General features: G+C 31.4%; 13 protein-coding genes. 8 read left to right on the top strand and 5 right to left on the bottom strand.

Annotation, left to right across the window (positions count from 1 at the left end):
- Window positions 1–46 precede the first annotated feature (46 nt).
- Entirely contained in the window at window positions 47–1,708 is a 1,662-nt protein-coding gene (locus Q0762_RS06695; protein ID WP_298765115.1) for a SulP family inorganic anion transporter, read from the top strand.
- Window positions 1,709–1,935: 227 nt separating this feature from the next.
- Window positions 1,936–2,211, top strand: a complete 276-nt coding sequence (locus Q0762_RS06690; RefSeq protein ID WP_298765112.1) for a hypothetical protein — start codon at window positions 1,936–1,938, stop codon at window positions 2,209–2,211.
- Here the strand turns inward: Q0762_RS06690 and Q0762_RS06685 are convergent.
- The 4 genes from Q0762_RS06685 to Q0762_RS06670 all read right to left on the bottom strand — a co-directional run bounded on the left by Q0762_RS06685 (window position 2,208) and on the right by Q0762_RS06670 (window position 7,469).
- On the bottom strand, window positions 2,208–3,491 hold the full coding sequence (locus tag Q0762_RS06685) for a restriction endonuclease PLD domain-containing protein (RefSeq protein WP_298765110.1): 1,284 nt from the start codon (window positions 3,489–3,491) through the stop codon (window positions 2,208–2,210). The genes Q0762_RS06690 and Q0762_RS06685 overlap by 4 nt on opposite strands.
- Before the next feature lie 4 nt (window positions 3,492–3,495).
- Window positions 3,496–4,716, bottom strand: coding sequence for a DNA cytosine methyltransferase (locus Q0762_RS06680; RefSeq protein WP_298765108.1), 1,221 nt, complete (start codon window positions 4,714–4,716; stop codon window positions 3,496–3,498).
- A gap of 78 nt (window positions 4,717–4,794) precedes the next feature.
- Window positions 4,795–7,008, bottom strand: a complete 2,214-nt coding sequence (locus Q0762_RS06675; protein WP_298765106.1) for a molybdopterin cofactor-binding domain-containing protein — start codon at window positions 7,006–7,008, stop codon at window positions 4,795–4,797.
- Window positions 7,005–7,469, bottom strand: coding sequence for a (2Fe-2S)-binding protein (locus Q0762_RS06670; RefSeq protein ID WP_298765103.1), 465 nt, complete (start codon window positions 7,467–7,469; stop codon window positions 7,005–7,007). The genes Q0762_RS06675 and Q0762_RS06670 overlap by 4 nt, the downstream gene beginning before the upstream one ends.
- Before the next feature lie 103 nt (window positions 7,470–7,572).
- Between Q0762_RS06670 and Q0762_RS06665 the strand changes: the two genes are divergently transcribed.
- The 6 genes from Q0762_RS06665 to ettA all read left to right on the top strand — a co-directional run bounded on the left by Q0762_RS06665 (window position 7,573) and on the right by ettA (window position 14,026).
- Entirely contained in the window at window positions 7,573–8,442 is an 870-nt protein-coding gene (locus Q0762_RS06665) for a pirin family protein (protein ID WP_298765101.1), read from the top strand.
- Window positions 8,443–8,502: 60 nt separating this feature from the next.
- Window positions 8,503–9,207 (top strand): pirin family protein, encoded by a 705-nt coding sequence (locus Q0762_RS06660; protein ID WP_298765099.1) that lies wholly within the window; start codon window positions 8,503–8,505, stop codon window positions 9,205–9,207.
- A 180-nt stretch (window positions 9,208–9,387) separates the two neighbouring features.
- Window positions 9,388–11,412: an NADPH-dependent 2,4-dienoyl-CoA reductase gene (locus Q0762_RS06655; RefSeq protein WP_298765097.1), complete on the top strand. Its 2,025-nt coding sequence runs from the start codon at window positions 9,388–9,390 to the stop codon at window positions 11,410–11,412.
- A 35-nt stretch (window positions 11,413–11,447) separates the two neighbouring features.
- A complete protein-coding gene (locus Q0762_RS06650; protein WP_298765095.1) occupies window positions 11,448–12,002 on the top strand; it encodes a hypothetical protein in 555 nt (184 codons plus the stop codon).
- Between the two features lie 103 nt (window positions 12,003–12,105).
- Entirely contained in the window at window positions 12,106–12,282 is a 177-nt protein-coding gene (locus Q0762_RS06645) for a CAL67264 family membrane protein (protein ID WP_298765094.1), read from the top strand.
- Between the two features lie 52 nt (window positions 12,283–12,334).
- Entirely contained in the window at window positions 12,335–14,026 is a 1,692-nt protein-coding gene (gene ettA / locus Q0762_RS06640) for an energy-dependent translational throttle protein EttA (protein ID WP_298765093.1), read from the top strand.
- A 97-nt stretch (window positions 14,027–14,123) separates the two neighbouring features.
- Here the strand turns inward: ettA and Q0762_RS06635 are convergent, their stop codons facing one another.
- Complete coding sequence (locus Q0762_RS06635) at window positions 14,124–15,770, bottom strand: solute:sodium symporter family transporter (protein ID WP_298765090.1); 1,647 nt, start codon at window positions 15,768–15,770, stop codon at window positions 14,124–14,126.
- Window positions 15,771–15,864 lie beyond the last annotated feature (94 nt).

Here is a 15,864-nt window from a genome sequence, read left to right as displayed (position 1 = left end):
TCAAAAAACCTTCTATCTTTGCCGACTTCTATAAAGGCTAAAAAAGATGACTGAATTTATCAAAAAAATTACACCCAACGCAAAAGACGATGTTTTAGCAGGAATTACGGTTTCATTAGCCATGATTCCAGAAGTTGTTGCCTTTGCTTTTGTGGCACAAATAGATCCTTTAATGGCGCTTTCTGGTGCTTTTATTATTGGTTTAATAACGGCCATTTTTGGTGGAAGGCCAGGTTTAATTTCTGGTGCAGCAGGTGCTGTAGCTGTTATTTTTGTAACGATGATTGCAGAAGGCCACACCAAAGGAATGTTGTTTGATACACCCATAGACAACATGGGTTTTTTCTATTTAATGGCCTGTGTTATTTTAATGGGCGTTATTCAGATTTTAGCAGGAGTTTTAAAAATAGGAAAATTTGTACGTTTAATTCCACATTCTGTTATGATGGGGTTTGTAAACGGATTAGCCATTGTAATTTTCTGGGCGCAAGTAAAAATGTTTTCACATAAATCTCTACAAGTTTCTAAAGAAGGTGTAAAAGAATACGTAAGTACTTTTATGACAGGTACAGAATTGTACATTATGTTAGGTTTGGTAGGTTTAACCATGGCAGTTATTTGGTTGTTACCAAAATTGACTAAGAAAATTCCAGCAGCTTTAACAGCCATTTTAGTAACAACATTGGTTGTTGTTTTTTCTGGTTTAGAAGTTTCTACAGTTGGTTCTTACATTATAGAAGGTGGTGGAACGGGTTTAAAAGGAGAGTTTCCAACACCAAATACAGATCTTTGGAGCAACTTACCTTTTAATTTAGATACGCTAACTTTTATTTTACCTTATGCTTTTTTAGCAGCTTCTGTTGGTTTAATAGAATCTTTAATGACAATGAATTTGGTAGATGAATTAACAGAAACCAGAGGAAATGGAAACAGAGAATGTGTGGCACAAGGTGCAGGAAATATTTTAAGCGGTCTTTTTGGTGGAACTGGTGGTTGTGGAATGATTGGACAAACCGTAATTAACATAAATGCTGGTGGACGTGGACGTTTATCAGGAATAATGATGGCGTTAACTTTATTAACTTTTATACTTTTTACGGATAAATTAATAGAGCAAGTGCCAATTGCAGCTTTGGTTGGTGTTATGTTTATGATGGTAATTGAAACTTTTGCTTGGTCTAGTTTTAGAATTTTAAAGAAAATACCAAAATCAGATGCTTTTGTGTTGATTGTAGTTTCTTCGGTTACTGTAATATACGATTTAGCAATTGCTGTTTTTGTAGGTGTTATAATTTCTGCCTTGGCTTTTGCATGGGAAAATGCAAAGAAAATTAGAGCTAGAAAACGTTTTAAAGCAGATGGAACTAAAATTTACGAAATTTGGGGCCCACTTTTCTTTGGAAGTATTACTGCTTTTAACGAAAAATTTGATGTAAAAACAGATCCAGATAATGTAGAAATAGATTTTGTAGAAGCAAGAGTTTCAGACCATTCTGCCATTGAAGCCATTTTTGCTTTGGTAGAAAAATACCAAGCCGCTGGTAAAAAAATTACCTTAAAACATTTAAGCGAAGATTGTAAGTTGCTTTTATATAAATCTAGTCCTGTTTTTAAAGATGTTATTGCAGAAGATATAGACGATCCTCGTTATCATTTAGCAGCAAATCCAGAAGACTTTCCTAAACCTTTGGGAGAGTATAAGTTTTAGGTGATTTACTAACAATATAAATAATTATAGAAACTCAACTTTTGAAAGTTGAGTTTTTTTTATGCATAAATTTTAAATTTTTACTATTTCAATTTTTATAATGTGGTTGCAATCTTCACAAGTTGAAAATTATTAAATCTTTATAATTTATTAAAATTGATACTTATTGTCGGTTGTGAGTGACTTTTTAACTGGTTAATTTTGAAGAAATAAATAAAATATAAATTATGATACCAACAAAAAAAGGCCAAGTAGTAAAATTCCAAACACCAAAAGAAAATGAAAATCCAAACCAACTTTATATTGTTTTAGAATTTATAGAGGATGGTATAAAATCTAGAGTAAAAATTCAACCAGGAAATTCCGGCTTATCTTTTCCTCCAATTCATTTAGTGTATGCTAAAGATTTAGAAGTAGATGAGGGACAAACTTTCGAGTTAGAATGGTATTTAAAGCACGGTAACCACAATTTATTTAATGTTATTAGTGGTATTATTGACTAATCATCTTCAGGTATTGATTCGTCATTCATAAAAGCTTCGAAAGAACCAAATGGTGCAAAATCGATATTTATTGTTGAATAATCATCTTTTTTGCGCCATAAACGAACTGAATCAGTTCCCTTTAATTCTAACCAATCACGCGTAACTTTTTTACGTTCACTCAAACCTAAAACATCAATGAGTAGCCATTGTCCTAATGCATCTTGCCCATAATTTTTTCCATTTTCATCTTTTTCATTTCTACTTCCAGATTGAAAGTTTTTCATATTATCTCCAGTTAAAAGAGCAGGTATTTTTTTTCCATTTGGCAATTGAAGATGAAAACGAACTTCAGGTTTATTTTCTTTTTCAGTTTTCCTTATTTTTATAATTTCTAAAATGTTTTTTGTAAAAAAATCAGAATTTTTTCTGTGAAATTCAATAGGTATAGGAATATAGACTTCATTCAGAGGTCTTGGAGTATTTCCACTTTTAGGAGCACCATTCCAGGCATTTAAACCAGATTTGTCTTCTACTTCTTTTGATTTATAAGAATATAAAGGTAGATAGATTTCACTAATTTCTGTTTCAGTAGTTTTGGAAGAATCAATAAGGTTTAAATAAGACTTCATTAAAAAACTAAATGGGTCTTCAATTATCTCAACATTAAACTTATTTAAAATTAGAGTGTCATTTTTTTGTGAATCAAATTTCTGCCACACTTGAGAATCACCAAAAGTATATTTGTAATCTTTATTTCCATCTGACCACGTTAAAGAAGTTTTAGTTTTATTAATATCTTTTAAATTATTTGTATTTACTAAAGGATATGCGCATTCGTTTATAGTAAAAAGCCCCTTGTCTCGAGTTATATAATGATAAATGTTATTGTTTTCAGTTAATCCTAAACGATTATAGTCGATTTTCATTTTTTCATTTTTTATTTCTGAAATAACAAAAGCCATAGCTTCAACATCGTTTTTTAGTTCATTTATTCTTTGTTGATGACTTTTTAATTGCATCACTTTTTGGAATGAAGCTTGACTATTCATCCAGGTTTTTAAACCTATTCCAATTCTATTGTTTCCAAAAACAGATAAAACATCATGTGGTGTATTACCATAATCAACATTTTTTCCATTGAAAGCTCTTGCAAATACTGTTTCTTGAAATTTAGAATCAAGGTAAGGTATCATTTTACCTTTTTTCTGTTTAAAAAGGTTTGTTAATGCTCCATAAACCTGTAGATACTTGATATACTCATTTCTTTGTTCTTTAGAATATTGCTCCCATATACTCATAGTTTTATAAAACTTTTATGATTTCATTACTAATTCTTTCGATCAATATAGTAGTAACAGAATTTCCTGCTTGCATGTATAGTTTTCCATTAGAGAGATTAGGGAGAACATAATTTTTTGGATAACCTTGGAAAGAAAAACATTCCCTTGGTGTTAATTTTCTAATTCCATAATCATCTTTTATTAAAGGTACATTATGGCCTCCTGTTCCCATATTAGCTGTTAATGTAGGACACACATTACTCTTATTTTCTCTTACATAAACTCTTCTCCATTGATATACAGTATCTCTAGAGTTCATAACTTTTTCTAATTCAGGATAATATTGATGATTCTTAGAATAATAATATTTTTCATCTTGTTTCCCTTTTTCTAAAACATCATGTATTGTTTTTGTAAGTTTAATTTTATCTGGAAATTTGAATTCGGAATAATTTGTTACCTGTTTTGGGTCAAAAGCAACAATAAAAATACGCTCTCTATTTTGTGGGACATTTGCGTGAGTCATTGTATTTAGTACTTTACTATAAACTTTATAACCTAATTTTTTTTCTAAAATTTCAATAATAGTTTTAAAAGTTCTTCCTTTATCGTGAGTAACTAAATTCTTTACATTTTCAAGAAAAACAACTTTTGGTTTATGTTTGGCAATAATATCTTCTACATCGAAAAATAGAGTACCTCTAGTGTCAGCAAAACCTTTTCTGTTTCCTGCAATTGAAAAAGCTTGACAAGGAAAACCAGCACATAAAATGTCAAAATTTTCTGGAATATAATTTTTAATTCTATCTTTTGTGATATCTCCAAAAGGTATTTCTCCAAAGTTTTTCTGATAAGTTTTTTTTGCTGCATTTTCCCATTCACTTGTGTAAACACATTTCCCTTCTAAATTTTGTAGAGCTAATCTAAACCCACCGATTCCTGCAAATAAATCAATAAATTTAAATTTATAGTTTTTGGGAGTTGGAAAAGGTACATTTTCAACTTCAAAAAGTAGATGTTGTAATGCTTCTTCCTCTGCTAAATATATATTTTCTTCATTTTTATATTCAACAAAATTCTTTAGAACATTCAACGCATCTTTTTTGTAATGTTTAGAGGCTTTGTTATCGACATTGTGTAAGTAGTGAGTTAAAATCGCTTTATTTTCAGGTTCAACAAATTTTATTTGATACTTTTTCCCATCAAATTCCTCAATACTTATTTTTCTATCTTCTTCTATCAAATCTTAAATATTCTATTTTTTACAAAAATAACATTTTATTTGTGATATGGCTAAGGGATAATTTTCCATATTCATTTTTTAAACCATTCCAAAATCCATCAAAGGTAAACTTCTAACACGTTTTCCAGTGGCATTAAAAATGGCATTACAAATGGCAGGCGCAATTACAGGAACTCCGGGTTCGCCAACGCCTGTTGGTGGTTCGTGCATTTTGTCTAAAATATTAATTTCTATGTTGGGTGCATCTTTCATGCGTGTCATTTGGTAATCGAAAAAGTTATGTTGTTGCACAGCTCCGTTTTTGGTAGAAATTTTTCCATACAAAGCAAGAGACATTCCAAAAATGGCAGCACCTTCTAACTGATTTTTAATATTGTCTTTATTTAAAGCCAAACCACAATCTATAGACGTCCAAATATTTTCTACTTTTACTTTTTTATTGGTTACAGAAACTTCTACAATGGTGGCAACATAACTGTAAAAACTGTAATGTATGGCAACTCCCAAACCATGATTTTTAGGTAAATATTTTTCCCAATTTGCCATGTTTGCAGTTTCTTTTAAAACAGCTTTCATGCGTTTAGAATCGTATGGAAATTTAGATTTTCCTGTTACAACGCTATCTTTTCCAATTAAATCTAAATGAAATTGAATTGGGTCTTTTTTGGCAGCAAAAGCCAATTCGTCTACAAAACAATTGTTGCCAAAAGCACTATGAATATGCACTACAGAACGCAACCACCCAATTCTTAAATTGGCTTCTGCTTTTACATTTTCTAATCTAAAATTATCGATTTTGTAAGGATTGTTTGTAAAACCTTGATTGAGTTCTAAACCAGAGGCGTAATTGGACAAAGGTTTAAAAGAAGACACAATAGAAGGAAAACCAACTCTTTGTAACCAACCAGAAACCAGATTGTTTTTATCTAAACCACCTTTTAAATATTGTGCACTTGTAGCGTGGTAAAAACTATGTTGTATATCGTCTTCACGCGTCCAAACCACTTGTACTGGCGCATTTATTTCTTTGGAAATAGCAACAGCTTCCACCACAAAATCTGATTTTGATTTTCTACCAAAAGCACCGCCTAAAAAAGTAACATTTATGGTAATATTTTCAACAGGAATATTAAAAAAGTGAGATAACTCACTTCTTGCAGTTTGCGGATCTTGCACTGGCGCCCAAACTTCTATTTTATCTTTTTGAAACCAAGCAGTTGCATTGGGCACCTCCATAGGCGCATGCACTAAAAAAGGAACATGATAAGTTGCAGCTATTGTTTTGGTAGCATTTTTAAAAGCATTTTCTACATTTCCACGACTTCCTGGAACTAGTTTTCCTTTTTCTTGAACTCTTTTGGTAAGCGTTTTTTTGAAATATTCAGAATCAAAAGTTTCGTTTTTGCCATTTTCCCATTCAATATCTAAAGCCAATTTTCCTTGAAAAGCAGCCCAAGTATTGTTCGCAATTACAGCAACGCCACCAAGCATACCAAAGAATTTTCCTGTTGGTGGTTTAAATCTTTGTAGTTTAATAATGTTTTCTACACCCGCTACTTTTTTTGCCTTTTGTTCTTTAAAATTTTTTACAGTTCCAAAAGTAACAGGAGGTCTTGCAATGGCAGCAAATTTCATGTTGGGAATTCTAACATCAATGCCATAAGTGGCTGTACCATGTGTAAAATCTTTTAAATCGACACTTTTTAAGGTTTTTCCAATATATTTAAAGTCTGCTACTTTTTTTAGTTTTATGTTTTCTTCATTTGGTATTTCTAGTTGAGAAGCTTCATCAACCAAATCTCCAAAAAAGATTTTTTCGTTTGTATTGGTATTAATTATAAAATGATTTTCTGCTTTACAATCGGTTTTAGTAACATTCCATTTTTTTGCAGCAGCAGTAATCAACATCATTTTGGCAACAGCACCCATTTTACGCATAGGTTTTAATCTTGTGCGCACACTTCTAGAGCCATCTGTATTTTGATTTCCGTATTTTTCGTGCCCAATTGCTTGTTTTACAGAAATATATTTCCAATCTGCTTCTAACTCGTCTGCAATGGCAGAGGCCAAAGAAGTTCTAATTCCTTGTCCCATTTCAGAACGAGAAGCTATTAAAGTTATGTTTCCGTTTTTTTCTATTTGCACAAATAAATTAGGTGTAAAAGTGCCATCCACTTGTGGTAAAAACGCTTTTTTATCTGTAGTAATGTTACAACCTAAAATAATACCACCAGTTGCCAAACCAAACAACTTTACAAAATCGCGTCTATTTATTTTTTCAATTTTGCTCATATTGCTTCGTTTTTAAGTGCTACAGCTTTGTGTATTGCCTTTCTAATTCTTGTGTAGGTTCCACATCTGCAAATATTATCGCTCATAAAAGTATCAATATCTGCATCTGTAGGTTTTTCTATTTTGTCTAACAATGCAGTTGCTGCAATTAATTGTCCAGATTGGCAATAACCACATTGTGGCACATTTCCATCATTCCAAGCTTGTCTTAAAAACTCTAAGTTTGTAGAAGTTCCTTCTATGGTAAAAATTTGTTTTCCAATAATCTCTTCAACAGAAATACTGCAAGATTTTACCAATTTTCCATCTACTAAAACAGAGCAAGCGCCACATTGTGCAACGCCACAACCAAATTTTGTACCTGTTAAACCAACAAGATCTCTAATTGCCCAAAGCAAAGGCATTTCTTTTTCAGCTTTAATTTTATATGATTTTCCGTTAATTGTTATCTGTATATTCACCTAAAATATTTTAAAACTACAAGTTACGAATAAAAGCATTTTTAAGAAATGTTTTAACTTTTTTACGACAAAATAAACTTAATTTAGAGGTTTAAATGCAAATATGAAACAATTAAAAACCATACAATATAAAGTTGCAAGCCTGTTGGTAAATATGGGACCTATAAAATTGCGCCAACCCTTGCCAACACAAGGTGTAGAAAATGTAGATCCGTTTTTGTTATTGCATCATTATGGACCTTATGCAATCTCAGAATTTAACAATCCGTTTGATTTAGGGCCACATCCTCACAGAGGTTTTGAGCCAATTACCTTATTATTTAAAGGTGAGCAATTACACAGAGATTCTTTAGGAAATGAAATGATTGTAAAAGCAGGTGGTGTGCAATGGACTACTGCTGGACGTGGAATAATACATGCAGAAGCACCCACAAAAGCCTTTGTAAAAAAAGGTGGCGATTTAGAAGGAATCCAGTTATGGTTGAATTTACCTGCGAAAGATAAAATGATGCCTCCTAATTATCAACATTTAGAAGACGCACAAATTCCCAAAGTTTTTTCTGCGGATAAAAAAGTACAGTTAAATATTATTGCTGGCAATCAAAAAGATAAACAAGGTTTAATTGCCACACAAACAGCAGTAAATGTTTTTACAGCTAAAGCTGATGAAAATGGAAAAATGGAAATTGAACTTCCAAAAAATCATCAATCTTTAATTTACTTGTTAGAAGGAGAAATTCTGGTAAATTCTTCTGAAACTCTAACTAAGGGAGAAAAACAGATGATTACTTTTAATAAAGATGGTAATTTTATCAATTTTACAGCTAAAAAAGAAAGTACAATTTTGATTTTGTCTGGTGAACCAATCAAAGAAAAAATTACGCAATATGGCCCTTATGTAATGAATACGCAGACAGAAATTTTAGAGGCAATGCGAGATTATCAAGCAGGTAGAATGGGGTATTTGTATTAACAACAAGGGGTTTAAACCCCTTGTAACTTCTTTGTAAACCGCTGTCAAAAAGAGATAATTATGAAAAAAACAATACACAAAGCCAATACAAGAGGTTTGGCAAATCATGGTTGGTTAAAATCGTATCACACGTTTAGTTTTGCGAGATATCAAAACCCAGAAAGAAATAATTTCGGAATGTTACGTGTTTTAAATGATGATTTAGTACAACCAAATATGGGTTTTGGGACACATCCTCATAGAAATATGGAAATTATTTCGATACCAATTACAGGCGCACTTTCTCATAAAGACAGTATGGGAAATAAACGTGCCATAGAAGTTGGTGAAGTGCAGGTTATGAGCGCAGGAACTGGTGTAACACACTCAGAATTTAACGATTCTAAAACAGAAGAAACAAATTTTTTACAATTGTGGATTATTCCAGAGGAACAAGAAGTTACGCCTTATTACAATCAAAAAATGTTTGATGCCTTAGGTAGAAAAAATAAATTTCAAACGGTTGTTTCACCATCAGATAAATTGGTAGCAGGCAGTTTGCCAATACACCAACAAGGATATTTAACTTTAATAGATTTAGATACAGATTTTACAATAGATTATCATTTAAAAAATGGCGTCTACTTTTTTCTAATTGACGGTAAAGTTTCTGTTGCCGATGAACTTTTAGAAAAAAGAGATGCAATTGGTATAGAAAATGTAGAGAAAGTAACATTAAAAGCACAACAAAATAGCAAATTACTTATTATTGATGTTCCAATGTAGGAAACAATAAAATCATTGTTTAGAAAGCCAAAGAAATCAAATTCTTTGGCTTTTTCTTTTCAAAAAATAAACATATCTTGCAAAGTATTATGCACGCATAGTAAATTAAGCACGTTTTTAGATAAGATTTCAATTTAAAATATTTATTCCTATAACAGAGCATCTAATTCCAAATTATATATGAAATACAAGCACATTTTTGAGCCCTTAGATTTAGGTTTTACAACCTTAAAAAACAGAATTTTAATGGGATCTATGCATACTGGTTTAGAAGAAGAAAAAAATGGAATAGAAAGAATTGCATCTTATTATGCAGAAAGAGCAAAAGGAGGCGTAGGCTTAATTGTAACAGGAGGAATTGCACCAAATATACAAGGCTGGACAGCGCCTTTTGCTGCAAGAATGTCTACAAAAAAACATGCCAAACATCATCAAAAAATAACAGAAGCAGTGCATAAAGCAGGTGGTAAAATTTGCATGCAAATTTTACATTCTGGTAGGTATGGTTATCATCCTTTTAATGTAGCGCCTTCTAAAATAAAAGCGCCAATAAATAGGTTTTCGCCTTTTGAATTAAAAGAATTTGGTATAAAAAGAACCATTAAAGACTTTGTGAATTCTGCAAATTTAGCCAAACTAGCAGGTTATGATGGTGTAGAAATTATGGGTTCAGAAGGTTATTTAATCAATCAATTTATTGCAAAAAGAACCAATAAAAGAACAGATAATTGGGGTGGAACTTATGAAAACAGAATGCGTTTGCCAATTGAATTGGTAAAACAAACAAGAGCAGCAGTTGGTAAAGAATTTATTATTATTTACAGACTTTCTATGTTAGATTTGGTTGAAAAAGGTTCTTCTTGGGAAGAGGTTGTTCAACTTGGAAAAGAAATTGAAAAAGCAGGAGCCACCATTATAAATACAGGAATTGGTTGGCATGAAGCTCGAATACCCACTATAGCAACATCTGTACCAAGAGCTGCGTTTACTTGGGTTACAAAAAAAATGAAAGAAGAATTAACAATTCCGTTAATTACTTCTAACCGAATAAATATGCCAGAAACGGCAGAAAAAATTTTAGCAGAAGGAGATGCAGATATGATTTCTATGGCAAGACCTTTCTTAGCAGATCCAAATTGGGTAAATAAAGCAAAAGAAGAAAAAGCAGATGAAATTAATACCTGTATTGGTTGTAATCAGGCGTGTTTAGATCATGTTTTTCAGCAAAAAGTAGCCAGCTGTTTGGTAAATCCTAGAGCTTGTCACGAAACAGAGTTAAATTATATTCCTACTAACAATAAAAAGAAAATTGCAGTTGTTGGTGCTGGTCCTGCAGGTTTAGCAGCAGCTACAATTGCTGCAGAAAGAGGGCATTTTGTTACTTTGTTTGATGCAGCTTCAGAGATTGGCGGACAGTTTAATATGGCAAAACAAATTCCTGGTAAGGAAGAGTTTTATGAAACCATTAGGTATTTTAACAAACAAATTGAATTGCATAAGGTAGATTTAAAATTAGATACTAAGATTAATTTAGAAGATTTACAAAACTCAGATTTTGATGAAATAATTTTAGCTACAGGAATAAAACCACGCGAATTAAAAATTGAAGGCATCAACCATAAAAAAGTACTAAGTTATATAGATGTTTTAAAGCATAAAAAAATTGTTGGTAAACGTGTTGCAGTTATTGGAGCTGGCGGTATTGGTTTTGATGTTTCAGAATATTTAACGCACCAAGGTGAGGCTACCTCACAAAATATTGATGCTTGGTTGCAAGAATGGGGAATTGATAAAACGCTAAAGGCTAGAGCTGGAATTGAAGGTTTACAACCAAAATTTCATAAATCTGCTAGAGAAATTTTTATGTTTAAAAGAAGTTCAGGCAAGTTTGGTGGTAATTTAGGTAAAACTACAGGTTGGATTCATAGAACAAATTTAAAAAAGAAAAATGTGCAGTTTATTGGTGAAGTTACTTACCAAAAAATAGATGATGAAGGCTTACATTATGTTCAAAATGAAGAACAGAAAGTTTTAGCTGTAGATAACGTAATTATTTGTGCAGGTCAAGTTCCGTTTAAAGAATTATACCAGTCGCTGTTAAATTTAGGTAAAAAAGTACATGTAATTGGAGGAGCAGATTTTGCAGGAGAACTAGATGCTAAAAGAGCCATAAATCAAGGGGCAAGATTGGCATCAAAATTGTAATAGTTTGTTTAATTTAGCAACTTAAATTATTTAAAATGAAAACTTATCTATTTTTAATGGCACTTTTTTTTGTTTCCTTTTTAAAAGCGCAACAACAACCAAAATTGCCAAAATATAATGCAAAAAATGCGGCACAACTTTTTTATTATAACATCACTGAAGTGCCAGAAAAAATAAAGGTAAAGAAGGACGTTATTGAAAATAAAACCATAAAAGCTTTAAGAAATTACAATACTAAAATTAAAAAAATATCTTTTTTAAACACGCCAAAACTTACCGATTTAGAGTTAACCATAAATACCTTTGGAAACCAATTATTTAAGGACAGAGATTTAGCAGAGCAAGTTAAAAAAAGAGTAGAAACGCTTATTTTACCACTTAGAGATAGTGTAAAAACTTATGAAAAGACCTTAGACAGCACACTACAATCTTTTTTAAACAAGAAACAATTTAAAAAATGGTTAAAATATCAAAAGGCAGAAAAAAGAAAATTACTACCAGAAAGACCTAAAAATCCTAATAATAATGCAGCATCACAATCTGGATTAAACAATAGAAGAGGAACAGGATTAGGCGGAAGAAGATTTTAAAAAAGGATTTTACTTTTTTTAAAAATTGAAAACATACTTTTTTGCTTAGGAAGATAAAATAACGATATTTGCTTATTAAATTTACAGAGAAAAAATTATGGGAATGAATAAAAATACAGTGCTAGCATGGGCAACTTTTATAATGATTTTTGTGGGAGTGGCTTTAATATGCTTGGGCGCTTTTAAATATCAAGAAGTTGCAGGTTATGGTTTTGCATCTGTTGGCGTAGGTTTTTTTGCTATTGCTTGGGTTTTTAATGCATTAAAAGGTAGAGTTTAAAAAATAGATTTCTAAATATTAAGTTTTACATATATACTTAAAAATATAAAAAATGAGTGACGATAAGAAGGTAATCTTTTCTATGAATAAGGTTTCTAAAACCTATCAATCAACAGGAAAACAAGTTTTAAAAGATATTTATTTAAGCTTTTTTTATGGAGCAAAAATTGGTATTTTAGGTTTAAACGGTTCAGGTAAATCTACACTTTTAAAAATTATTGCAGGTGTAGAAAAGAATTTTCAAGGAGATGTAACTTTTTCACCAGGTTATAAAGTAGGTTATTTAGAACAAGAACCACAATTAGATCCAGAAAAAACGGTTTTAGAAGTGGTTAAAGAAGGCGTGGCAGAAACTGTAGCAATTTTAGATGAATATAATAAAATCAACGATATGTTTGGTTTGGAAGAAGTATATTCTGATGCTGATAAAATGGAAAAGCTAATGAATCAACAAGCAGAGTTGCAAGATAAAATTGATGCAGCGAACGCTTGGGAATTAGATACCAAATTAGAAATTGCAATGGATGCTTTAAGAACACCAGATTCTGATAAAAAAGTTGGTGTGCTTTCTGGTGGAGAAAAACGTAGAGTTGCGCTATGTAGATTACTTTTACAAGAGCCAGAAATTTTGTTGTTAGATGAACCAACAAACCATTTAGATGCAGAATCTGTACATTGGTTAGAGCATCATTTAGCACAATATAAAGGAACCGTAATTGCAGTAACGCATGATAGATATTTCTTAGATAACGTTGCTGGTTGGATTTTAGAATTAGATAGAGGAGAAGGTATACCTTGGAAAGGAAATTACTCTTCTTGGTTAGATCAAAAATCGAATAGAATGGCACAAGAAAGCAAAACAGCTTCTAAACGCCAAAAAACATTAGAAAGAGAATTAGATTGGGTTAGGCAAGGTGCAAAAGGAAGACAAACCAAGCAAAAAGCCCGTTTAAAAAATTACGACAAATTAATGAGTCAAGACCAAAAAGTGGTCGATGAGAAATTAGAAATTTATATTCCAAACGGACCACGTTTAGGTACAAATGTTATTGAAGCTACAGGTGTTTCTAAAGCTTTTGATGATAAAATTTTATATGAAAATTTGGAATTTAATCTTCCGCAAGCGGGAATAGTTGGTATAATTGGACCAAATGGTGCAGGTAAAACCACTATTTTTAAAATGATAATGGGAGAGGAGCAACCAGATGGAGGTGCCTTTAATGTTGGGGAAACTGCAAAAATAGCCTATGTAGATCAAGCACATTCAGACATTAATCCCGATAAAACAATTTGGGAAAATTTTTCTGATGGACAAGATTTGGTAATGATGGGCGGAAAACAAGTAAATTCTCGCGCTTATTTAAGTCGTTTTAATTTTTCTGGTAGCGAACAAAATAAAAAAGTTAGTACGCTTTCTGGAGGAGAAAGAAATCGCTTGCACTTGGCAATGACCTTAAAAGAAGAAGGAAACGTTCTACTTTTAGATGAGCCAACAAACGATTTAGACGTAAACACATTAAGAGCATTAGAAGAAGGGTTAGAAAACTTTGCCGGTTGTGCGGTTGTAATTAGTCATGATAGATGGTTCTTAGATAGAGTTTGTACTCATATTTTAGCTTTTGAAGGAAATAGTGAAGTATATTTCTTTGAAGGTTCATTTTCTGATTACGAGGAAAATAAGAAAAAACGTTTGGGTGGAGATTTAATGCCAAAACGTATCAAATACAAAAAGTTGATTAGATAATTTTTATCTAATTCCTTATATGTTATATACAAAAACTGAATTCGATATTTAAATTGAATTCAGTTTTTAGTTTTGTTTGTATTCTAAATTAAACAGACTAAGAAAAGTAAACGTACACACCAATAACAATAGCGCAAATAAGTATGCTTGCTTCATTAATATATTTCCAAGGAGAAATGTTTACCTGCGCTGTGTATTCTTGTACATATGGAGTTGTTCTAGGTTTAATTTTACCTATAATTAGCATAATTATAATGTTTAAAATAAATAAAACAGCCATTACATCTAAAAAATGAGGGTAAGCACTAGATTCAATTAGGTTTAATTCTGTAACATTTGTAATACCCTGTAATTTTGCTTCTTCTAAAGCTGTTTGTTGAAAATAGGGTTGCAAAATAAACTGACTAAAGATATACAATAGACATCCTGAAATTAAACCAATTTTAGCGGCTATAGCAGGTACTTTTTTAGTTACAAAACCTACAAAAATTATGGTTAGTATAGGAATACTATAAATTCCGTTAATTTCTTGCAAATAGTCAAATAAGCTTCCTGCATTTGCAATTAAAGGAGCTATACACATTGCTGCAATAGCTAAAATTACCCCAAAAGTTTTTCCATATTTTACAACTTCTTTTTCATTTGCGTTTTTATGAATATGTTGTTTGTAAATATCTATTCCAAATAAAGTTACAGAACTGTTTAAAACACTATTAAAAGAACTTAAAATTGCGCCAAATAAAACCGCAGCAAAAAAACCAACCCATTCTTGAGGCAATACTTTTTTAACTAGCATGGGGTAAGCGCTATCAGCAGTTTCTAAATTACCTTCAAAAATATGGAAAGCAATTAAACCTGGTAAAACTACAATTATTGGGCCCAATATTTTAATAAAAGAAGCAAGTAACAAACCTTTTTGTCCTTCTTTTAAATCTTTTGCGCCAAGTGCTCTTTGTATTATTTGTTGATTTGTGCCCCAATAAAAAAGTTGTACCAACATCATACCTGTAAAAATGGTATGAAAAGGAACAGGATCTGTTGAACCACCAATGGAGTTAAATTTTTCTGGATTTTCTGTTACCAATATGTTTAAACCTTCAGATAAACTGCCATCACCAATCATTAAAAGACCAAAAAAAGGAATTAAAACACCACCTACCAATAGCCCTATTGCGTTTATGGAATCTGAAACAGCAACAGCTTTTAAGCCACCAAATACAGCATAAATAGAACCTATTATTCCTATACCCCAAACACAAATCCAAATAGATTGTGTATGCGTAACTCCTAGTAAAGAAGGGATATCAAACATACCACTAATTGCTAAAGAACCAGAGTATAAAATTACGGGTAGCAGTACAATTACGTAGCCTGATAGAAATAAAATAGAAGTTAAAGTTTTGGTGGTTACATCAAATCGTTTTTCTAAAAACCCAGGAACCGTAGTTAAACCACTTTTAAGATATTTAGGTAGCAAGTAAACGGCTGTAACTACCATAGCTATAGCAGCTAATGTTTCCCAAACCATTACAGATAAGCCACTTGTATAAGCAGAACCATTTAAACCAACTATTTGCTCTGTAGATAAATTAGTTAAAAGTAAAGAGCCAGCTATAACACCAGCAGTTAAACTTCTGCCTCCTAAAAAATACCCATCAGAAGAGTTTTCTTTTGTTTTTCTTGTTGCCAAATAAGATAGTAAAGCTACTAAAATGGTAAAGCCTAAAAAAGTAATAATTTGCATACTTCAGAATAATTAAAATGATATTGGTAAAAATAGAGGACTAAAATATATTATTTACTTCTAATTTTATGTTTTTTTATCAAATTTAAAATAT

The organism is uncultured Polaribacter sp., assembly GCF_947495205.1.
Lineage (GTDB): Bacteria > Bacteroidota > Bacteroidia > Flavobacteriales > Flavobacteriaceae > Polaribacter.
Note: the sequence above shows the minus strand (reverse complement) of the source record. Positions and strands in the feature narration are given on the sequence as shown.